Source organism: Leucobacter sp. WKLB1 (assembly GCF_059696215.1).
This window is the reverse complement of sequence record NZ_AP046115.1, coordinates 1,912,462-1,932,711: the sequence shown is the minus strand read 5'-3', so window position 1 is coordinate 1,932,711 and position 20,250 is coordinate 1,912,462. Positions and strand designations below refer to the sequence as shown.

The window sequence follows — 20,250 nt, the reverse complement described above, 5'->3', positions numbered from 1 at the left end:
GGGCAATGGTTTCCGAGCGCAGCCTTGCCGTACTGCACGCGATCGTCAGCGACTACGTCTCCTCGAACGAACCCGTGGGCTCGAAGGCGATCGTCGATCGCCACAGCTTCGGGGTGTCCGCGGCGACGATCCGCAACGATATGGCGCTGCTCGAAGAAGACGAGCTGATCGCGCAGCCGCATACATCGTCGGGTCGCGTCCCGACCGACAAGGGGTACCGGCTCTATGTCGACACGCTGGCCCGAATTCGCCCCTTGACGGTCGCTCAGCGCACGGCGATCGAGCGCTTCCTCGGCGATTCCTCGGATCTCGACGACGTCATGGCCCGCACCGTGCGTCTGCTCTCGCAGCTCACCAATCAGGTCGCTGTGGCGCAGTACCCGTCGTTGCGTCGCACCGCGGTGCGGCACATCGACCTCGTGGCGCTCGGTGAAGATCGGGTGCTGAGCGTGCTGATTCTCGGCAGCGGGGTCGTCGAACAACAGGTCGCCTGGCTGCCGGCTTCGCGCGTCACCGAGGCCTGGGTACACGGCCTGCGTCAGCGGATCGCCGAAGCGGCGGTCGGCATCGACGTCGAGTCTGCAGCTGCAGCCGTCGCCGAACTCGAGGCAGATATCGAGACTTGGGCGCAACCCGATGAAATTGACCTCGTGCGGCGCGTGCTGACCGTCGTCTCCGACCAGCTCCAGGCCAATCGCAACGACCGCATCGCCGTCGCCGGCGCAGCGAATCTGTCGCGCCCCGACGGTGAATTCGCCGGATCGTTGCCCGTGGTGCTCGAGGCGATCGAAGAGCAGGTGACCCTGCTGCGACTCTTCGGCGAACTCGCGCACGATGGCAGAGAGGTTTCTGCTTCGATCGGGCGCGAAAACGAACCGTACGGATTATCTGAGACTTCGATCATCGCGTCCACGTACGAAGAAGGCATCGCCGTCTCGAAGCTCGGCGTGCTCGGCCCGCTGCGCATGGACTATGCCGGAAACATTTCGACGGTGCGCGCGGTTGCCCGATACCTCAACCGATTCCTGGGTGAGGAGCGGTAAGCTGCCGCCTCGTCCGACCCACACGTTCCACCACCAACCCCCAAGGAGTACAACAGCGTGGCCGATCACTACGAGACCCTCGGAGTCACCCGCGAGGCGACCCCCGAAGAGATCAAAAAGGCCTACCGGCGCCTGGCGCGCCAGCTGCACCCGGATGTGAATCCGGGCGAAGAGGCAGCAGAGAAGTTCAAAGATGTGACGCACGCCTACGATGTGCTCAGCGACCCCGAGCAGCGTCAGCGTTACGACATGGGCGGCGGCCAGGGCGGTGCGGCGGGCTTCGGCGATATCTTCGAGACGTTCTTCGGGGGCGGCTTCGGCGGCGGTCAGCGCGGCCCGCGCTCGCGTTCGGAGCGCGGTGACGATGCGATGATTCGCGTGGACGTATCGCTCGAAGACGTCATCTTCGGCACCCAGCGCGAGATCACGGTCAATACGGCCGTGCTCTGCAACGTCTGCCAGGGCAGCTGCTGCCAGCCCGGCACGCACCCCGTCACCTGCGATGTCTGCGGCGGGCAGGGTCAGGTGCAGCGCCAGGTCCGTTCGCTGTTCGGCAACGTCGTCACGATGCACCCGTGCGGCAGCTGCCAGGGGTACGGCACGGTCATCGAGCATCCCTGCGTCGAGTGCGCGGGCAAGGGGCGCGTGCGCGAGCGCCGCACGTTCCCGATCGATGTGCCCTCGGGCATCGATACCGGCACTCGCCTGCAGATGCGTGGCGGTGGTGAGGTGGGCCCGGGCGGCGGACCCAATGGTGACCTGTTCATCGAGTTCCGCGTGATGCACCACGATATCTTCAGCCGCGACGGCAACGATCTGCTCTGCACGATGCAGCTGTCGATGACCGACGCAATTCTCGGGGCGAGCGCGAAACTCGCGGGGCTCGACGGTGAGGTCGAGGTCGAAGTCGAAGCCGGTACCCAGTCGGGCGACATGTTGACGGTGCGCGGGCGCGGCATCCAGGGCCTGCGCAGTACGACGCGCGGCGACCTGAAGATTGCGGTGCAGGTGGCGACGCCGACCAAGCTGTCGAACCGAGAGAAAGATCTGGTGCGCCAGCTCGCCGCGCTTCGCAAGGACGAGCAGCCGCATCTCGGGGAGTTCCACCAAGGCTTCTTCGGAAAGATTCGCGACCGCTTCTTCCGCCAGGGCTGAGCATGGCGAACCTCTACTACCGGGAAGATCTCGACGATGCGGCGTTCGCCCCGGGCGCGCTGGTCGAGATCACCGGTGAGGAGGCGCGGCACGCGGTTCGCGTGAGCCGTCTGCGCGCGGGCGAGCGCATTCTCGTGGGCAATGGTCGCGGCGCGATCGGTGCCGGCACCGCAGAGCAGGTCGCGAAGGATCGCTTCAGCGTGCGCATCGATCATGTCGAGGGCGGTGACGCCCCGGTCGGGCCGCGCCTCGTGCTCGTCCAAGCACTCGCCAAGGGTGATCGCGACGAGCGCGCCGTCGAGCAGGCGACCGAGTTCGGCGTCGACGCGATCGTGCCCTGGCAGGCGAGCCGCTCCGTTTCGCGCTGGGACGGCGCGGGCGGTGCTGAGAAGACTGCGAAGGGCGTCGCGAAGTGGCAGCGTATTGCGCGTGAAGCGGCGAAGCAGTCGATGCGGGCCGCGATTCCGGTGGTGGGCGAACCCGTCGCGCTTTCCGACATCGAACTCCTGGCACGGAGTGATCGTTCCGCGGTGATCGCGCTGCATCCGCGGGGCGCGCTGACGCTGTCGGAGTGGGGGCGATCCGCCGCGGCCAGTGCAGATGCGATCGACGACGTCGTACTCGTCGTCGGCCCAGAAGGCGGGTTTGCCGATGCCGAGCTCGACGCGCTCGAGGCAGCGGGGGCACACGTTCTGGTGCTCGGAACGACGGTGCTCCGCACCTCCTCGGCGGGGCCGGCTGCGATTGCCGTGCTGAATACGACGTTCGGGCGCTGGTAAGGGCCGAGGCGCTTCGGCCCCGGCCCGTCACCGCCCAGTGCGTTCAGTTCACGTCGGCGGGAACCCGTTCGGCGGTCGCACGCGGCGACTGCGGCGCGGTCGATGTGGTGTTCGCTGCACCGTGCCCGTCGCCGGCGAGCATCGACTCGTCGAACGGGAGCGCCCCGCTGAGCACACGACGCACCCGCTCGGTGTCGACCTGCCGCGTCCACGACCCGATGAGCAGTGTTGCCACCGCATTGCCGGTGAAGTTGGTCAGCGCGCGACCCTCCGACATGAAGCGGTCGATGCCGACGATCACGCCAACGCCGTCGACGAGTTCGGGGCGGTAGGCCTGCAGCCCGCCCGCGAGCGTCGCGAGGCCCGCACCGGTGACTCCGGCGGCACCCTTCGAGGCGATGATCATGAAGACGAGCAGTCCGATCTGCTCGCTCAGGCTCATGGGGTCGCCCATGCCCGTCGCGATGAAGAGCGACGCCATGGTGAGGTAAATCGCGGTGCCGTCGAGGTTGAATGAGTAGCCGGTCGGCACCGTGATACCGACGACGGGCTTCGAGACCCCGACGTGCTCCATCTTGGCGATGAGACGGGGGAGTGCCGACTCCGATGACGAGGTGCCGACGATCAACAGGTACTCCCGGCCGAGGTACTTCATGAGACTGAAGATGTTGACGCGGGTGACCGCGTAGAGCAGCGTGCCGAGTATCCCAACGATGAACACGATGCAGGTGACGTAGAACGCAATCATCAGCACGCCGAGGCTCCAGATCGCAGCGATGCCGGTCTTGCCGACCACGGCGGCGATCGCCCCGAAAGCACCGACGGGAGCGATCCACAGGATCATGCTGAGGATGCGGAAGACCAGCGCCTGCAGATGCTTGACGCCCGCCATAATCGGTGCGCCTCGCTCGCCGAGTCCTTGCAGCGCAAAGCCTGCCAACAGTGCGATGAAGAGCACCTGCAGCACGCTCTCGCCGGTGAAGGCGGAGAAGAACGTTGTGGGGATGATGCCGAGCAAGAACTCGTGCGTGCCGCTTGCCGCGCCTTCGGTGGCGTACTCGGCGCCCTGCATGTCTAGGCCGGCGCCGGGATGGATGACGTTGCCGACGACCAACCCGATGGAGAGTGCGAGGGTCGACATCGCCATGAAGTAGACCAGGGCGAGGCCGCCGATCTTGCCGACCGTCGCCGCCTTCGCGATCGACCCGACGCCGATCACGATCGTGCAGAAGATGATCGGCGCGATCATCATCTTGATCAGACCGACGAAGGCCTTCCCGAGCGGCTCGAGGGAGACGGCAAAGTCGGGCACCACCAGGCCGACGACGGCGCCGAGCACGACCGCGATGATGACGGAGACGTACAGCCAGGTGTGCTTGTCCCAGCGACGGCGCCGGGCCGGTCGTGGGTCGTGTGCTTCGTTCGAGCGGGAATGCCGCGCGGGGGCCGGGATGACCATGAAGTTCCTCCTGAGAACGCCGTTGTCCATGTGCAATGCGGCGGTGATCGAGAAGCGCTCGGTTCCGTCGCGTTCAACACGCTAAGCGGCGCGAAGATGACGAGCGCATTTCGGGCTTATCGGACCCCGGCGAGGTGAGATCGGAGCGTTCGAGCCGGGCAAGGTCCGTGTCACAATGTTCCGCATGGCAGCGAAGGCGGTACCGCGAACGGCGCGCAGCGCGACGTCCCGGGTGTTCCTCGTGCTCTCCGCCGCCGTGCTCGTCGTGACGGTCGCGGTCACCGCGCTCCTCGTCTGGGACAGCCGTCGCGCGGAGTATGGCGAGGCCGAGCGCACCACGCACGCGCTCTCGCTCGCTCTCGCCGCATCTCCGGCGACCGCCACGGCTTTGGGCGAGGGGATCGATTCGGAACCCGCCGAGGAACTCCGCGCGCTGGTCTCGCGTCTGAGCCGTGAGGCCGGAGTGAGCTATGTCACGGTGATGGATGCGGAAGGCATTCGGTTCACGCACCCTGACGCGAGCGAGATCGGCCAGCGCTATCGCGGCACGATCCCCGTCACCCCCACGGTGCTCTCCGAACGGTGGACCGGCACGCTGGGCCCCTCCGTGCGCACGATCGCCCCCGTGGTCGCGGTGGGCGATCCGACGGCTCCTGACCGTGTGCTGGGCTGGGTGTCGGTCGGCATTACGGTCGAGTCGATCGGCGGCGAGATCGCGCAGGATCTGCCGCTCGTGTTCGGCGTGAGCGCCGTGTTCGTCGCACTGGGTGTGCTCGCCGCGGTACTCGGGCGGCGGGCGACGCGGCGCATCACCGGAGATCTTTCGGCATCTGCCGTGCACGAGGCTCTCGTGTCGCACGAGTCGCTCCGCACGCTGAGCGAGTCGCTGCGCGCCCAGACCCATGAGCACGCGAACCGGTTGCACACCGCGATCGCGCTACTCGAACTCGGTCGCACCCAGGACGCGATCGAGATGCTTGCTGATACGTCGCGGCGCAGTCAGGAGCTCGTCGATCGTGTGACCGCGCCGGCCGCGCTCGACCCGATAGTGAGCGCGCTGATCCTCGGCAAGACTGCGCAGGCGGCCGAGCGCGGCGTGCAACTCGACGCCGACATCGACCTCGCGCCCGTCGACGCGCAGCTCGCGGAAACGATCGCGCTGTCGACCATGGACCTGGTCACGGTCATCGGCAACCTCCTCGACAATGCCATCGACGCTGCGGCCTCCGGTGCGGCGAGGCCGAGAAGCGTTTCGCTCGACATCGTGTGGACGATCGAGGGCGAGCTCCGCGTGGCCGTCTCGGATTCGGGCGACGGTATCGATCCGGCGCTGCGCGAGCGCGTGTTCGACTGGGGCGTCTCGACCAAGACTGCCGCGAGGGGTGCCGCTCCCGAGGAGCGCGGAGTGGGGCTCGCGCTCGTGTCCCGGCTCGTCACGAACGTTGGGGGAGACGTGGCGTTGTCGAGCGCGCCCACGCGGTTCACCGTAGTGGTGCCCGCCAGCAACATCCCGGCCATATCCGCTGAGGTGGCGCCGTGAGGCACATCGCTCCCGAAGCCTCCGGATCATCCGCCGCCATCCGCGTCATCCTCGTAGATGACGATCCCCTGACGCTCGAACTGCACCGCGCGCATGTGCAGCGCGTGGGCGGGTTTTCCGTGGTGGCGGAATGCCGCGATGCGCATTCGGCTGCGCGCGCTGTCACCGACCCCACACTCGCTGCCGACCTCGTGCTGCTCGATGTGACGATGCCGGATGGGACCGGCCTCGAGGTGCTGCGGCATGCACGCGCACGCGGTGTACGCACCGACGTCATCGCGGTGAGCGGGGTGCGTGACGTCGACGTCGTGCGCGAAATGGTGGCACTGGGGGCGGTGCAGTATCTGATCAAGCCATACACGTTCGCAATGTTCCGCGAGCGAATCGAAGCGTTCCGGGAGTACCACCGCAGGTCGCATCAGACCACCGGCGACGCGACACAGCACGAGGTCGATGCGATGCTGGCATCGCTGCGAACCGCGCCCGTGAGCACCCTGCCGAAGGGGATCGCCGCGGCCACCCTCGAGTCGGTCACCCGTGTGGTGCGCGATCGTGGCCCGAGCACGGCGAGCGAGGTCGCCGCCGGGCTCGGAATCTCGCGCGAGGTGAGCCGGCGCTATTTGGACTTCCTCGCAGACGCCGATCGCCTGGTGCGCGACCCCCGCTACGGCGCGCGCGGCCGACCACAGGTCGAGTACCGCTGGCACGACGGGTCGACACCCTCCGGCAGCGTCTAGACTGGACGCATGGCAGTAGACACCGTGTTCGGCAAGATCGTGTCCGGCGAGATCCCGGTCGAGATCCTCGCGGAGACCGAGCGCGTCATCGCGTTCCCCGACATCAACCCGCAGGCACCGGTGCACATCCTCGTGATCCCGAAGAGCACGGCGTACGCGAACGTTGCGGAGCTCGCGGCGGCCGAGCCCGAAACCCTCGCGGAGATGGTCGCGGTCGCGAAGCGTCTCGCCGAAGAACGCGCCAACGGTGAGTTCCGCCTCGTCTTCAACAGCGGTGCGGCCGCAGGTCAAACGGTGTTCCACGTCCACGCTCACGTGCTCGCGGGCGACCTCGAGGAGCGTTCACTCGGTGACGCCTGATCCTGAGCTGCAGCGCACCATCCTGCTCGCCGGAGTCGACCTCGCGTCGTTCCTCGGGCATCGCGACCAGTTGATCTCCGACCTGGAGGCGCAGCACCCCGACGTGCGATTCCACGCGCGCGACCAGGTGCTCACACTGCACGGGCCGTCTGGCGCGGTGCGTGCCGCCGAGCAGGTCGTCAACGAAATACTCGAATTGGCACGTCGCAGCGGTGCGGTGTCGCGACGCGACGTGCAGGAGGTGACACGCATGGTGCACGACGGTCAGGGGCCGACGGCCGCGCAGGTGCTCAGCGAACCGATCCTGTCGGTGCGCGGGCACGCCGTGCGCGCCCAGACTCGCGGGCAGCGCGCCTACGTCGATGCCATCGATCAGCACACCATCGTGTTCGGCATCGGGCCGGCCGGAACGGGCAAGACCTACCTCGCGATGGCGAAAGCCGTGCAGGCGCTGCAGCGCCGAGAGGTCGCCAAGATCATTCTGACGCGCCCCGCAGTCGAAGCCGGTGAGCGTTTGGGCTACCTTCCGGGCACGCTCGAAGACAAGATCGACCCGTACCTTCGGCCGCTGTTCGACGCGATCGGATCGATGATGGATGCCGATGTGGTGCCCAAGCTCCTCGCGAGCGGCACGATCGAGGTGGCGCCGCTCGCCTATATGCGCGGCCGTACGCTCAACGAGTCGTTCGTCATTCTCGATGAGGCGCAAAACACGACCCCCGAGCAGATGAAGATGTTTCTCACGCGTCTCGGCTACGGCTCGAAGATGGTGGTCACGGGTGATATTACGCAGGTCGACCTGCCGATCGCGGCGAGCGGTTTGCGCGTCGTCAACCGCATTCTTCGCGGAGTCGAGGACATCCACTTCGCCGAACTCGGCTCTGACGACATCGTGCGGCACAATCTCGTCAGCCGCATCGTCGACGCCTACAGTGCGTACGATCAGTCGGCCCAGCAGCACCAGAACGGAGGCGCCCAGTGAGCGTCGAGATCAATAACGAGTCAGGGATCGACGTCGAGGTCGGGCGCATGCAGCGTCTTGCCGCATTCGTGCTCGAGTCCCTGCATGTGCACCCCGATACCGAGGTGGGCGTCATGCTCGTCGACGAGGGCTCCATCGAGCGCCTCCACGTGCAATGGATGGACGAGCCCGGGCCGACCGACGTGCTCAGTTTCCCCATGGACGAGCTGCGCCCGGGGCGATCCGACGCGCAGACACCCGCCGGCCTCCTCGGCGACATCGTGATCTGCCCGCAGGTTGCCGAGGCGCAGGCCGACGCGGCGGGTCATGATCTGCCGCAGGAGATTTCCGTGCTGCTGACCCACGGCATGCTGCACCTGCTCGGGTTCGACCACGCGATCCCGGAAGAAGAGGCGGAGATGTTCGGGCTGCAGCGCGACCTGCTGCTCTCTTTCGCCATGCACGAGCGCTCTCGATGAGTCTGCCGCTCGCGCTGCTCTTTCTCGCAGCTGCGGCGGTGCTGCTGGGGGTCGGCGGCCTGCTCGCGGCGGCGGACGCTGCCCTGGGGGTGCGCTCGAAGGCCGAACTGCTCGCGCTTGCGGAAGAATCACCGCGCACCGGTGCCGCGATTCACGTGATCGCGGAAGACGAGGCCCGCCATGCGAATGCGCTCGGATTCGCTCGCGTGTTCGCCGAAGTGCTGTCGGCCGTGCTCATCACGCTGGTGCTCGCGTACTCGCTTGAGCAGTTGTGGCTCGAGCTGGTGCTCGCCACCCTGGTCATGACCGCGGTGACCTTCGTACTGGTGGGGTCGAGCCCGCGCACGGTGGGATCGCACCACCCCGACGCCGTCATTCGCTTCGCGGCCCCATTGCTCCGCGGGTTGCGCATCATCCTCGGCCCGATCGCTACCGGCCTCGTGCGCTTCGGTGATCGCGTCACTCCCGGGCGCGGCACGAATCGGCGCATTCGCGACGAGCAGCAGCTGCTCTCAATGGTCGATCAGGCCGCCGAGCAGGCCGTGCTCGAAGACGACGATCGCAATTACATCCACTCACTCGTCGAATTCGGCGACACGCTCGTGCGCGAGGTCATGGTGCCCCGTATCGACATGGTGACGGTCGATGCCGATCAGACCGTTCGCGAAGCGCTTGAGCAGTTGCTCGCCGCGCGCCATTCGCGCGTGCCGGTCATCGACGGCGACGTCGACGACGTCGTCGGCATCGCCTATCTGCGAGATGCGAGCGGCTTCATGCTCCGCCGGCCCGAAGAGGCAGAGCAAGCGCCGGTCACGCGCATCACGAAACCCGCGATCTTTGTGCCCGAAGTGCAGCGTGCCGACCGGTTGCTGCGACTGATGCAGCAGGAGTCCAATCACCTGGCGCTTACCGTCGATGAGTACGGCGGGATCTCTGGGCTCGTCACACTGGAAGACCTGATCGAGGAGCTGCTCGGCGACATCTCGGACGAGCACGATCGGGAGGTCCCCGAGATCATCACTCGCGACGATGGCTCATTCCTCGTCGGAGCGCGCCTTTCAGTCGACGAACTCGGTGAGCTCTTCGGCATCGAGCTGGAGGACGACGAGGTCGAGACCGTCGGCGGATTGGTCGCGAAAACCCTGGGTCGCTTGCCGGAGCGCGGCGATACCGTCACTATTGCAGGAATTGAGCTCACGGCCGCCGACACGGAACGACGGAGACAGCGGTTGCGCACTGTCGAAGCGCGCTGGGTCGGGCAGGCCGAAGGAGAGGAAGAACTATGACCGAGCAGCCAGAGGAGACCACGGTGGATTCGCCGGAGTTCCGGGCAGGATTCGTCTCGTTCGTGGGGCGCCCGAACGTCGGAAAATCGACGCTGACCAATGCGCTCGTCGGGGAGAAGATCGCCATCACGAGTCCGAAACCGCAGACGACGCGGCGGGCGATCCGAGGTATTGCGCATCACGCGCATGGTCAGCTCATCATCGTGGACACTCCGGGGATTCACCGTCCGCGCACCCTACTCGGTGAGCGTCTCAACGCGCTGGTCGAAGCGACCCTCGGCGATGTCGACGTCATCGGGTTCTGCGTCCCCGCAACCGAGAAGCTTGGCCCCGGTGACAAATTCATCAATGATCGCCTCAACGACTTTCCCCGTGCGAAGAAAGTCGCCGTGCTCACCAAGGTGGATCAGGCGTCGAGCGGCGAGATCATCGATCAGCTCACGCGCCTCGGTGAACTCCGCGAATGGGACGCGGTGGTGCCGATCTCGTCAGTGACGAATGATCAGCTCGACGTGTTGACCGACGTGCTGCTCGAACTCATGCCGGTTTCGCCTCCGCTGTACGAAGAAGAGCAGACCACCGATGAGGGGGAAGACGACCGTATCGCCGAGCTGATTCGTGAGGCGGCGCTCGAAGGAGTGCGCGACGAGCTGCCGCACTCGCTGGCAGCGACCGTCGAAGACCGCGAGGAGCGTGAAGACGGACTTCTGGAGATCTACGCAAACCTCTACGTGGAACGCGACAGCCAGAAGGGCATCATTATCGGACACCGCGGGTCGCGCCTCCGCGACGTGGGCGAGCGAGCGCGCAAGGAGATCGAAGCGTTGCTTGGCCGACGCATTTACCTGTCGCTGCGGGTCAAGGTGCTGAAAGAGTGGCAGCGCGATCCCAAAGCACTGGGAAAGCTCGGGTTCAACTAAGCTCTCGCGTAGGTGGCGCCGCAGGGGCGCCAGCGTATCGAAGGGATCGCCATGGATATCACGGACGAGACGCAGATCACCACGCTGTTCCAGAGCTACGGCATCGTCGGAATCGCCTGGTACATCGTCATCGCGATCGCGCTCTGGCGTGTGTTTTCGAAGGCGGGCTATCCCGGAATTCTGGCAATCATCCCGATCGTCAACGTGTTCATCCTGGTGAAGGTGGCGGGGTATTCCGCGTGGATGGGGCTGCTCTACCTGATTCCGATCGTGAACATCATTTTCGGCATCTTCGTGGCGATCCGGCTCGGTGAACGCTTTGGCAAAGGTGGCGCGTTCTCGTTCTTCCTGCTTTGGCTCTTCGCGTTCATCGGCTACCTCATCATCGGGTTCGGTGACGCGAAGTACCAACGGCGCTGAACCGTCGGGGCGAGGGTGCGGGTCGATCATCGTCCGCCGGAGAAGCCCCCACCACCGCCGCCTCCGGCGAACCCACCGCCGGTCGATCCGCCAGAGCTGCTCGACGTGTAGCTCACGGATGAATTCAGTGACTGCGTGAATTGCGAGATCGTGCTGGTCGCGTGTTCGATCCCAGCGAGTCCGACCGCGAGGTACCACAGCGGCACTGACGCCGGGTGCTCCTGATAGGCGACCTGGAGCACTCGCGTCCACTCCTTCTCCAAGCCGAAGAGCATGGCGTAGGGGAGGAGCCGTTCGTAGAGACGCACGACCTGAACCGAACCGTCCGCCGCGCGCTCCGCACCCGTGTATGACTGCAGCATCCGCAAGCGATCGGCCTCGGCGACTCGGATGAACTCACGGACGCCGTCGAGGTACTCGCGAGCCTCCGCGCCCGCTGGTGTGCTCACGCGCTGCTTCACGATCGATCCGATGGCCAGCACCGTCGCGAAGAGCCCCATGGCGATGAATGCCACCGCGAGTGAGTTGTTGCGCTGCGCAAGCGCAAGGAATGTGAGCACGGCGAGTATCGCGACGCACGCCAGTGAGATCCACCCCCAGCGCCGGGCGTGACGACTCACGATGCGCTCCCAGAATCCGCGATCGGTCGCTGCGGCTACGCCCGCAGCCTGCAGGGCTGCCATGTGCTTGCCGAACTGCTCATCGCGCTTCGGAACCGAAAACGCCTCGCCCGGTGCACCGTTCGGGAACAGATGTCGCAGCGCTGCGACATCCAACGGATCGGCGGCCCGTGACGGGTCGATGAGGCGGAGCACGGGCTGGCCGGGCTTGTCGCCGAAGAGGCCGTGTTCGGGCTCGCCATCTTCGATGCGGATCGCCCCGCGCACCGCCAGGTGCACGAGTTGGGCGGCCGCCGTCTTCCCCGAGGCGCCGACCAGCGGGCCGGCGAGGAGCGGCGGGAGCGAATCGGGCACGTCGTACTGCGCGACGACGGTGCCGCGACCGCGAGCGCGCTTCCGGCGCATAGACATTGCAGATCCGACGCCGACGCCTGCGGACGCGAGTGCCAACCCGCCGACGATGAGGGGCAACGTATCGAGGGAGAAGTTCGGCAGGCGCGCGGCGGGCTGCGCGACGGACCCCGGGTCGAGGCCGATCGCCACGCTCACGCCCTGCTGCGGGATAAGGGAGATCGGTGCGACCTCGAAGGCCGAGCCGGTGCGCTCGATCGAGCAGGCGTCGGTCGAACCGGCTGCACCCACATAGCAGCGGGCGTTGCCGTTCAGATGATCCGACAGGCTTTCCGAAACAGTGACCGTCGCGCTGAACGCGTCGACGGGCTGTAGATGTTCGAAGTCCATCAGATCCCAGTAGAACTCGTCTGCCGCGCCATCGTCGCGCGCGAGCACGACATCGCGCAGCGTGTACGAGATGACGTAGGTCTGCTCGCCGTGCACGTACTCGTTGGTGCCGGTGAGTACCGCGACGAAGCCGTCATCCTCTTCGAGCTCGAAGGGCACGGCCGCGCCGTCGGCGTCGGTGACGCTGAAGCTCGACGGCTCCGTATCGACGCCCTCGTAGCTCTCGGGGAGACCGCGCACGATGCCGCGATTCTGATCGACATCGGGGAACTCGGCGACCAGGGTCTCCGTGATCTGCGCCGTTGCGCGGCCGTCGGCGTCGGTGTCCAGATGCGCGTCGACCTGCCAGCTGCGGTAGGAGAAATCTGAGACGTCGGCGCTGGCCGCACCCGCGGGGAGCAAGAGACCAGCGCAGGCGAGCGCCCCGAGCAGCAGAGCTCCAAGGGTCGTGCGGGCGAAGCGGGAGCTGAAGGTCATGCCTGCCAGGGTAGGCCACTCCGGGTGATCCGCAGTGTCGCGGCTTTGGCGGCGCTCGAAGCGTCGAAACGCGACGTTCCGAAGTGCTAGAGTGATCCACATGCTGTTCGGCTCGCTTCTTCTTAGCTGCCGCGACGAGTCCTCGACTTCGAACTAATCAGTCTCTGGCCTCCCTCGTCGCGGCGTTTGTGTTTGGCTGAGCAAGTTTTCGACGAGAAAGACGAGTCCATGCAGAATCTGCAGCAGCCTTCGGGAATGCCCACGCACCGCTACCGCCCGTTCCACGAGATCATCGCCGTGGACCTGCCGGATCGCACCTGGCCATCACGCCGCATCACCGAGGCGCCGCGTTGGTGCGCCGTCGACCTGCGCGACGGCAACCAGGCGCTGATCGACCCGATGAGCCCTGAGCGCAAGCGCATCATGTTCGACCTGCTTGTGAAGATGGGCTACAAAGAGATCGAGGTCGGCTTCCCGTCGGCGAGTCAGACGGATTTCGATTTCGTGCGTCACCTGATTGAAGACAACGCGATCCCCGACGACGTCACCATTCAGGTGCTGACTCAGGCCCGTGAGCACCTCATCACCCGCACCTACGAATCGCTGATCGGGGCGAAGCGCGCCATCGTGCACCTGTACAACTCAACCAGCATTTTGCAGCGCGACGTCGTGTTCCGCTCGGATCGCGCCGGCATTAAGCAGATCGCCGTCGACGGCGCGAAGCTGTGCAGGGCGAGCGAGCACATCTGCGCCGATACCGAGATCTACTACGAGTACTCACCCGAGTCGTACACCGGAACCGAGCTCGAGTACGCAGTCGAGGTGTGCAATGACGTGCTCGAGGTGTTCGAACCGACAGCGGAGCGCAAGGTGATCATTAACCTTCCCGCGACGGTCGAGATGGCGACGCCCAACGTCTACGCCGATTCGATCGAGTGGATGAGTCGGCACTTGAATCACCGCGAGAACGTCATCCTGTCGCTGCATCCGCACAACGACCGCGGCACGGCGATCGCGGCGGCCGAGCTCGGCTACCAAGCCGGCGCCGACCGCATCGAGGGCTGCCTGTTCGGCAACGGCGAGCGCACTGGTAACGTCGACCTCGTCGCGCTGGGCATCAACCTGTTCACGCAGGGCATCGATCCTCAGATCGATTTCTCGCGACTCGATGAGGTGCGCCGCACCGCCGAGTACTGCAACCAGCTTCGGGTGCCCGAGCGCAGCCCGTGGGCCGGCGACCTGGTCTACACCGCCTTCTCGGGGTCGCACCAGGACGCGATCAAGAAGGGCTTCGAACGGATGGCTCACGACGCCGATGCCGCCGGGGTCACCGTCGACGACATCGAGTGGGCCGTGCCGTATCTGCCCGTCGATCCGAAAGACTTGGGTCGCTCATACGAGGCCGTCATTCGCGTGAACTCGCAGTCGGGCAAGGGTGGCGTCGCCTACCTCCTGAAGACCGATCACCACTTGGATCTGCCTCGTCGCCTGCAGATCGAATTCAGCTCAGTCGTGCAGGGCGTGACCGACTCCGAAGGCGGCGAGGTCTCGAGCGACGAGATCTGGCGCATCTTCCAAGACGAGTACCTTCCGTCGCAGCACGCCGATGCCGAGCGATGGGGCCACTACGAGATCTTCCGCACCTCGTCGACGAGTGCCGGCGACGGGGTCACTGAACTCACCGTCGATTACCGCGTGGGGAGCGAAGATCAGCAGACGACAGCTCGGGGCAACGGTCCGGTCGACGCGTTCATCGCGGCGTTGAACGCTGGTGGGCATTCCGTGACGCTCTTCGACTACGTCGAGCACGCGATGAGCTCGGGCGGCGATGCGGTCGCTGCGTCGTATGTCGACCTCGAGGTCGACGGTCAGCGTCTGTGGGGTGTCGGCATCGACCCCGATACGAGCCGGGCCACGCTCAAAGCGATCATCAGTTCGGTGAACCGATCGATCCGTAATGCGGCAGAGACCGGCGTAACCGCAGAGCCGGCCCAGCTCGGCGCCTGACGCGGCGGCAGCGCCGCTCCCGAATCGTACATATGTTCGATTGCGCGGAGTGGCGCTGCGGCCGATGTCGATGGAACCTCGTAGGGTGATGGGGTGATTGCTTCGATTCGCGGGCCGGTGCTCGCCTCCGGTGCCGGCTGGGTAGTGATCGAGGTCGGCGGCCTCGGTATGCGTGTGGAAGTGCCGCACGGGCGCGTCGCTCAGGCGGTGCCCGGCGATGAACTTCTCCTGTTGACCTCGCTGGTCGTTCGTGAGGACTCGCTCACGCTCTTTGGCTTCGCCTCGCAGCAAGAACTCGACGTCTTCGGTCACCTGATCGCGGTGTCGGGCGTCGGCCCGCGGAGTGCGCTCGGTGTGCTCTCTGCTTTGACGCCCGGTGAGATTGCCAGCGCTGTTGCGAACGACGACGAGAAACCGTTCCGCAAGGTGTCGGGCATCGGGCCGAAGACGGCGAAGCTCATCACCGTCTCGCTCGCCGGCAAACTCTCCGAGATCGCAGTCGGTGCCGGGCCTGGCGGAGAGGGGGCCTCGGTTCCGGACGCCGGTGAGGCAACCGCCGCCGCCGTGGCCGATGGGCTCGCGGGCCTGGGCTGGAGCGAATCCGATGCTCGCGTTGCCGTCGATGACGCGCTCTCGGCAGGGGCCCCCGCAGACCACGCCGGGCTCCTTCGAGCAGCCCTGGCGCTGCTTCAGGCGGGCCGCGGCGGCAGTCGTGGGTCGAGAGGCGCACGATGACGGGGGAGTTGTCGGCGCAGGCGACGCCCTCCGAGCAGGGGTACGAGGGTGCATTGCGCCCTGCGACGCTCTCAGAGTTCGTCGGCCAGGCGAAGGTGCGTCGGCAGCTGTCACTGCTGCTCGATGCCGCGACCATGCGCCGCCACACTCCGGATCACATCCTGCTCGCTGGGCCGCCCGGGCTCGGCAAGACTACGCTGTCGATGATCGTCGCCGCTGAACTCGACAAGCCGTTGCATCAGACCTCAGGCCCCGCGATTCAGCATGCGGGTGACCTCGCCGCTGTGCTCTCCGCGCTCACCCCGGGCGAAGTGCTGTTCATCGATGAGATCCATCGCATGGCGCGCAGCGCCGAGGAGATGCTCTATCTGGCCATGGAAGACTTCAAAGTCGACATTATGGTCGGCAAGGGAGCCGGAGCGACATCGGTGCCCCTCGACCTGGCGCCATTCACGCTCGTCGGTGCGACGACTCGCGCCGGGCTGCTCCCGAACCCGCTGCGCGATCGTTTCGGCTTCACCGCGCATCTCGAGTTCTACGCCGATGAAGAGCTGGCCAGTGTCGTGCGCCGGGCAGCCGGACTGCTCGGCTTCTCGTTGTCTGAGACCGGTGTTGAAGAGATCTCCCGCCGCTCACGCGGAACGCCGCGCATCGCGAACCGACTGCTGCGACGCGTGCGCGACTACAGTCTGGTGCACGAGGCGCCGGGTGATACCGGCACCGTGCGCGCCGCGCTGGCGCTCTACGACGTGGACGAGCACGGGCTCGACCGTCTGGACCGCGAGGTGCTGCGAGTGGTCGTCGAGCGATTCAACGGCGGGCCGGTCGGTTTGTCGACGCTCGCGGTGTCGGTCGGCGAAGAAGCGGAGACGATCGAGGCGGTCGTGGAACCGTTCCTCGTACGCACTGGATTGCTGTCGCGTACCCCGCGCGGTCGCGTCGCGACGCGCCTCGGGTGGGAGCACGTGGGCCTTGAGCCCCCGACGATGGGGTAGTCGCAACCGCTTGCGCTGGCAGAGGGGCATGCGATCCACCTAGAAAATCATCAGATGGCGGGGAGCATTCACAGCGACCTCCCGATAAACTGATCGAATCTGTGCCTCACGAGACGCACGTGCACGCCCATTGAAAGGACCATTGTGGCTCTGGACCCGATCACTATTGTGATGTTCGCGCTGATCGCGCTGTTGATCTTCTTCATGTTCCGCAACGGCAAGAAGCGTCAGGCAGCGATGCAGGAGCTGCAGAACAACGTCCGCCCCGGTGCCGAGGTGATGCTGCAGTCTGGCATTTACGGCACGATCGACTCGATCGATGAACAAGACAACAAGGTGACCGTGCGCAGCGGCACCTCGACCTTCGTCGTGCACCGCAACGCGGTGTCGCAGGTCGTATCGCCGGTAGATGCAGCTGCCGCTGCACCCGCTGCAGATCTCGCGCCCGATGACGACCCCGCTTTCGGCGAGCGTCTCGGGGCTCAGAGCGAGACCTCGCCGATCGCGGATACCGCTGCGGAAGCCGAAGCGGCTGCGCAGAATGGCGCTGCCGCCGCTGAGTCCGATGTCACGGGCAACGCCGGCGAAACCCCCGATGCCGATGAGACGGGAACCGGTTCAGCGCCCAAGGCCTGATCCTGGGGTTGCGGCTCTCGGGCCGCAACCATCCCCGCTCGCGTAGAGAGAAAGCAGTCCAGTCTTGGCGTCTTCACCCGCCGTGAGGCGAGCCCGTCGCTCACTCATCTTCCTTCTGATCATCATTGTGGGCCTCTCCGGTCTCATCGCCTACGGCGTGTTCCGGAGCAGCGCAACGTGGACGCCGAAGCTGGCGCTCGACCTCCAAGGCGGAACTCAGATTCTGCTCGCGGCGGAGCAGACCGATGGCGAGACGGTCGCGGGCGACCAACTGCAGCAAGCAGTGTCGATCATCCGCCAGCGCGTCGACGCCGCCGGCGTATCCGAGGCAGAGATCACGACGCAGGGCAACCAGCACATCTCGGTCTCGATTCCCGGGAAAGCCGACGAAGCCACGCTGCAGCGCATCGAAGCCTCGGCGAAGCTCGACTTCCGCCCCGTCCTGACATACAACGTTGGTGCGAGTACCGCGACAGCGGATACCGAGGGCAGCGAAGACGAGACGGCCGCCACGGAAGATGACGCGAAGGCCGATGATGCCCAGGCCGACGACTCGGCTGAGAGCGACACGAGTGATCTCGATCCCGAGACGATTCCCGAGAGCGCGGGTGATCTTGCCTGGATCACGCCAGCGCTCCAGGAGAAGTTCGATGCGTTCACCTGCAACTCCGAGGACGCTCTGGGAGCCGGCGACGCTCCTGACGACCGCCCGCTCATTACCTGCGACGACACGGGCGCACTGAAGTACATCCTGGGTCCCGTCGAACTCGATGGATCCGTGATCAGTGACGCGACGGCTCAGGTCGGCACGACATCCACCGGCGCCTCCACCGGCGAGTGGGTCGTGCAGATCATCATGAACAAGCAGGGCACCGAGACGTTCGGCAAGATCAGCACGCGACTCTTCGGCGCAACTGCGCCCCAGAACCAGTTCGCGTTCGTGCTCGATGGTCGTGTGCTCTCCGCGCCGACGATGCAGGCTCAGATTCTCGACGGTCGCCCGTCGATCAGTGGCCAGTTCACGCAGGAGTCGGCCGCGGCGCTTGCCGATCAGTTGAAGTTCGGCGCACTGCCGATCGACTTCACCGTGCAAAGCCAGGAAGATATCTCCGCGACGCTCGGCACGAACCAGCTCGCGGCGGGGCTCCTCGCCGGTTTGATCGGCCTCGTGCTCGTGGTCATCTACTCGGCGTTCCAGTACCGCGCCCTCGGTTCTCTCACCGTCGCATCCCTGGTGATCGCCGGCATTCTGACCTACCTCCTGCTCACCTTCTTCTCGTGGCGACAGGGCTACCGATTGTCGTTGGCCGGCGTCGCGGGCATCATCGTCGCGGTCGGGTTCACAGCGGATTCGTTCATCGTGTACTTCGAGCGCATTCGAGACGCGCTGCGCGACGGATTCTCCATCGAGAGCGCAGTCGAGCACGGGTGGAAGCGCGCGTTCCGCACGGTGCTCGCGTCGGATGGCGTCAACTTCCTTGCCGCGGTGATCCTGTTCATCCTCGCTGTGGGCAACGTGAAGGGCTTCGCGTTCACACTGGGCCTCACGACACTCGTGGACGTCGCAGTCGTGGCACTCTTCACACACCCGATGATGACGCTGCTCGCGCGGACGCGGTTCTACCAGGGCGGGCACCCCTTCTCCGGGCTCGATCCGAATAAGCTCGGCGCGGTCTACCGAGGCCGCATGCAGTTCCGCGAGCCGGTGGTGTCCAGCCAGGGCGCCGGTAAGAAGAACGCACGCAGCCAGGGCGAAGCCGCCCGTCGCCAGACGATCGCCGAGCGCAAGGCCCTCGCAGCCGACGCCTCGACCGGAAAGGACAGCTGATCATGGCTCGTCGCTCATTCGCCGAGTTCGGCAACGCGCTCTATACCGGTGAGAAGTCCATCAACTTCGTCGGTCGACGCAAGACGTGGTACCTGATCTCGCTGATCCTGATCGTGATCTCGATCGTAGGCCCGATGCTGCGCGGCGGGTTCGCCTTCGGTATCGAATTCACCGGTGGCAGCCAGTTCCAAGTGCACCTGGCCGATGGTCAGGACCGCGACCCGGCGATCGCCGAGGCGGCGGTCAAGGAGGCGCTGCCGTCGAGCGCCCCTCGCGTGTCTCAGCTCGGGCCCACCGACATTCGTGTGCAGACGGAAGCGTTGGACGACGCAGAGAACCGAGTCGTCGCCGAGGCGCTCGCCACGAAGTACGATGTGCCGGTCGATGAGGTCACAACCTCGTACATCGGGCCTGCATGGGGGCAAGACATCACTCGTCAGGCGATCATCGCTCTGATCGTGTTCATCTTGTTCGCGGCCTTAGTCATGGCGATTTATTTCCGCACGTGGAAGATGTCGCTCGCTGCCATCATCGCATTGCTCCACGACCTGGTGATCACGGCTGGCATTTATGGAATTTCCGGGTTCGAGATCACGCCTGCGGCGATGATCGGGTTCCTCACGATTCTGGGCTACTCGCTGTACGACACCGTCGTGGTGTTCGATAAGATCCGCGAGAACACGGCCCCGGGTGAGCTGAACGATCGACGCACGTTTGCAGAATCGGTCAACTTGGGCGTGAATCAGACGCTGGTGCGTTCGATCAACACCTCGATCGTTGCGCTGTTGCCCGTCGGTTCGATTCTCTTCATCGGCGCATTCGTGCTGGGTGCGGGAACACTGCGCGACATCTCGCTCGCGCTCTTCATCGGTATCTTCGTGGGAGCGTATTCCACAATCTTCATCGCCTCTCCGGCGTACGCGCACCTGCGCGAGGGCGAAGCGGCAATCAAGAAGCGCGATGCCAAGGTGCTGCGGTTGCGCGAGCGCGACGACGCCACGGCCGCGGATGCGGTCGCAGACGCGGGCGACGGCAGGCTCGAGGAGCCGGTACGCTAATGCGCGTCTGTGAA

19 protein-coding genes are annotated in these 20,250 nt (G+C 65.7%); 17 read left to right on the top strand and 2 right to left on the bottom strand.

Features of this window, described 5'->3' with window-relative positions; genetic code table 11:
- Positions 1-5: 5 nt before the first annotated feature.
- From hrcA to ACZF5Y_RS08770, 3 genes are read left to right on the top strand one after another with little or no spacing between them, the layout of a single operon-like run.
- Entirely contained in the window at positions 6-1,043 is a 1,038-nt protein-coding gene (gene hrcA / locus ACZF5Y_RS08780; protein ID WP_497532256.1) for a heat-inducible transcriptional repressor HrcA, read from the top strand.
- Between the two features lie 57 nt (positions 1,044-1,100).
- Entirely contained in the window at positions 1,101-2,198 is a 1,098-nt protein-coding gene (gene dnaJ, locus ACZF5Y_RS08775; protein ID WP_497532255.1) for a molecular chaperone DnaJ, read from the top strand.
- A 2-nt stretch (positions 2,199-2,200) separates the two neighbouring features.
- On the top strand, positions 2,201-2,977 hold the full coding sequence (locus ACZF5Y_RS08770) for a 16S rRNA (uracil(1498)-N(3))-methyltransferase (protein WP_497532254.1): 777 nt from the start codon (positions 2,201-2,203) through the stop codon (positions 2,975-2,977).
- 43 nt (positions 2,978-3,020) lie between these two features.
- Here the strand turns inward: ACZF5Y_RS08770 and ACZF5Y_RS08765 are convergent, their stop codons facing one another.
- Complete coding sequence (locus ACZF5Y_RS08765; protein ID WP_497532253.1) at positions 3,021-4,436, bottom strand: cation:dicarboxylate symporter family transporter; 1,416 nt, start codon at positions 4,434-4,436, stop codon at positions 3,021-3,023.
- A gap of 184 nt (positions 4,437-4,620) precedes the next feature.
- On the opposite strand from ACZF5Y_RS08765, the gene ACZF5Y_RS08760 reads away from it, so the two are divergent.
- The 8 genes from ACZF5Y_RS08760 to ACZF5Y_RS08725 are packed head-to-tail and all read left to right on the top strand — an operon-like array spanning position 4,621 to position 11,139.
- Positions 4,621-5,976, top strand: a complete 1,356-nt coding sequence (locus ACZF5Y_RS08760) for a sensor histidine kinase (RefSeq protein ID WP_497532252.1) — start codon at positions 4,621-4,623, stop codon at positions 5,974-5,976.
- The gene (locus ACZF5Y_RS08755; RefSeq protein WP_497532251.1) at positions 5,973-6,713 is read left to right on the top strand and encodes a response regulator; all 741 of its coding nucleotides are present in this window, start codon (positions 5,973-5,975) and stop codon (positions 6,711-6,713) included. Before ACZF5Y_RS08760 ends, ACZF5Y_RS08755 begins: the two co-directional genes overlap by 4 nt.
- 9 nt (positions 6,714-6,722) lie before the next feature.
- Entirely contained in the window at positions 6,723-7,073 is a 351-nt protein-coding gene (locus tag ACZF5Y_RS08750; RefSeq protein ID WP_497532250.1) for a histidine triad nucleotide-binding protein, read from the top strand.
- Entirely contained in the window at positions 7,063-8,055 is a 993-nt protein-coding gene (locus ACZF5Y_RS08745; protein WP_053388275.1) for a PhoH family protein, read from the top strand. Before ACZF5Y_RS08750 ends, ACZF5Y_RS08745 begins: the two co-directional genes overlap by 11 nt.
- A complete protein-coding gene (gene ybeY, locus ACZF5Y_RS08740) occupies positions 8,052-8,513 on the top strand; it encodes an rRNA maturation RNase YbeY (RefSeq protein WP_497532249.1) in 462 nt (153 codons plus the stop codon). Before ACZF5Y_RS08745 ends, ybeY begins: the two co-directional genes overlap by 4 nt.
- Positions 8,510-9,799, top strand: a complete 1,290-nt coding sequence (locus tag ACZF5Y_RS08735; protein WP_497532247.1) for a hemolysin family protein — start codon at positions 8,510-8,512, stop codon at positions 9,797-9,799. The genes ybeY and ACZF5Y_RS08735 overlap by 4 nt, the downstream gene beginning before the upstream one ends.
- Complete coding sequence (era, locus tag ACZF5Y_RS08730; protein ID WP_497532246.1) at positions 9,796-10,719, top strand: GTPase Era; 924 nt, start codon at positions 9,796-9,798, stop codon at positions 10,717-10,719. Before ACZF5Y_RS08735 ends, era begins: the two co-directional genes overlap by 4 nt.
- A 51-nt stretch (positions 10,720-10,770) precedes the next feature.
- Positions 10,771-11,139 carry a DUF5684 domain-containing protein gene (locus tag ACZF5Y_RS08725; protein ID WP_497532245.1) on the top strand — a complete coding sequence of 123 codons (369 nt, stop codon included), beginning with the start codon at positions 10,771-10,773 and terminating at the stop codon, positions 11,137-11,139.
- Between the two features lie 26 nt (positions 11,140-11,165).
- Here the strand turns inward: ACZF5Y_RS08725 and ACZF5Y_RS08720 are convergent, their stop codons facing one another.
- Positions 11,166-12,977 (bottom strand): DUF2207 domain-containing protein, encoded by a 1,812-nt coding sequence (locus tag ACZF5Y_RS08720; RefSeq protein WP_497532244.1) that lies wholly within the window; start codon positions 12,975-12,977, stop codon positions 11,166-11,168.
- A 228-nt stretch (positions 12,978-13,205) separates the two neighbouring features.
- On the opposite strand from ACZF5Y_RS08720, the gene leuA reads away from it, so the two are divergent.
- The 6 genes from leuA (at position 13,206) to secF (ending at position 20,236) form a co-directional block, all read left to right on the top strand.
- On the top strand, positions 13,206-14,984 hold the full coding sequence (leuA, locus tag ACZF5Y_RS08715; protein ID WP_497535322.1) for a 2-isopropylmalate synthase: 1,779 nt from the start codon (positions 13,206-13,208) through the stop codon (positions 14,982-14,984).
- A 93-nt stretch (positions 14,985-15,077) separates the two neighbouring features.
- Entirely contained in the window at positions 15,078-15,719 is a 642-nt protein-coding gene (gene ruvA, locus ACZF5Y_RS08710) for a Holliday junction branch migration protein RuvA (RefSeq protein WP_497532243.1), read from the top strand.
- On the top strand, positions 15,716-16,714 hold the full coding sequence (ruvB, locus tag ACZF5Y_RS08705) for a Holliday junction branch migration DNA helicase RuvB (RefSeq protein ID WP_497532242.1): 999 nt from the start codon (positions 15,716-15,718) through the stop codon (positions 16,712-16,714). The genes ruvA and ruvB overlap by 4 nt, the downstream gene beginning before the upstream one ends.
- A 171-nt stretch (positions 16,715-16,885) precedes the next feature.
- Positions 16,886-17,350, top strand: a complete 465-nt coding sequence (yajC, locus tag ACZF5Y_RS08700; protein WP_497532241.1) for a preprotein translocase subunit YajC — start codon at positions 16,886-16,888, stop codon at positions 17,348-17,350.
- A 64-nt stretch (positions 17,351-17,414) separates the two neighbouring features.
- The gene (secD, locus tag ACZF5Y_RS08695; protein ID WP_497532240.1) at positions 17,415-19,178 is read left to right on the top strand and encodes a protein translocase subunit SecD; all 1,764 of its coding nucleotides are present in this window, start codon (positions 17,415-17,417) and stop codon (positions 19,176-19,178) included.
- Positions 19,179-19,180: 2 nt separating this feature from the next.
- Positions 19,181-20,236: a protein translocase subunit SecF gene (gene secF, locus ACZF5Y_RS08690; protein ID WP_497532239.1), complete on the top strand. Its 1,056-nt coding sequence runs from the start codon at positions 19,181-19,183 to the stop codon at positions 20,234-20,236.
- Positions 20,237-20,250 lie beyond the last annotated feature (14 nt).

Coding starts and splice junctions, on each gene's coding strand:
- ACZF5Y_RS08720 (WP_497532244.1), bottom strand. CDS start 12,977: ATGACCTTCAGCTCCCGCTTCGCCCGCACGACCCTTGGAGCTCTGCTG.
- era (WP_497532246.1), top strand. CDS start 9,796: ATGACCGAGCAGCCAGAGGAGACCACGGTGGATTCGCCGGAGTTCCGG.
- hrcA (WP_497532256.1), top strand. CDS start 6: ATGGTTTCCGAGCGCAGCCTTGCCGTACTGCACGCGATCGTCAGCGAC.
- ruvB (WP_497532242.1), top strand. CDS start 15,716: ATGACGGGGGAGTTGTCGGCGCAGGCGACGCCCTCCGAGCAGGGGTAC.
- ACZF5Y_RS08725 (WP_497532245.1), top strand. CDS start 10,771: ATGGATATCACGGACGAGACGCAGATCACCACGCTGTTCCAGAGCTAC.
- yajC (WP_497532241.1), top strand. CDS start 16,886: ATGTTCGCGCTGATCGCGCTGTTGATCTTCTTCATGTTCCGCAACGGC.
- ACZF5Y_RS08750 (WP_497532250.1), top strand. CDS start 6,723: ATGGCAGTAGACACCGTGTTCGGCAAGATCGTGTCCGGCGAGATCCCG.
- secF (WP_497532239.1), top strand. CDS start 19,181: ATGGCTCGTCGCTCATTCGCCGAGTTCGGCAACGCGCTCTATACCGGT.
- ACZF5Y_RS08760 (WP_497532252.1), top strand. CDS start 4,621: ATGGCAGCGAAGGCGGTACCGCGAACGGCGCGCAGCGCGACGTCCCGG.
- leuA (WP_497535322.1), top strand. CDS start 13,206: ATGCAGAATCTGCAGCAGCCTTCGGGAATGCCCACGCACCGCTACCGC.
- ACZF5Y_RS08765 (WP_497532253.1), bottom strand. CDS start 4,436: ATGGTCATCCCGGCCCCCGCGCGGCATTCCCGCTCGAACGAAGCACAC.
- ACZF5Y_RS08735 (WP_497532247.1), top strand. CDS start 8,510: ATGAGTCTGCCGCTCGCGCTGCTCTTTCTCGCAGCTGCGGCGGTGCTG.
- ACZF5Y_RS08770 (WP_497532254.1), top strand. CDS start 2,201: ATGGCGAACCTCTACTACCGGGAAGATCTCGACGATGCGGCGTTCGCC.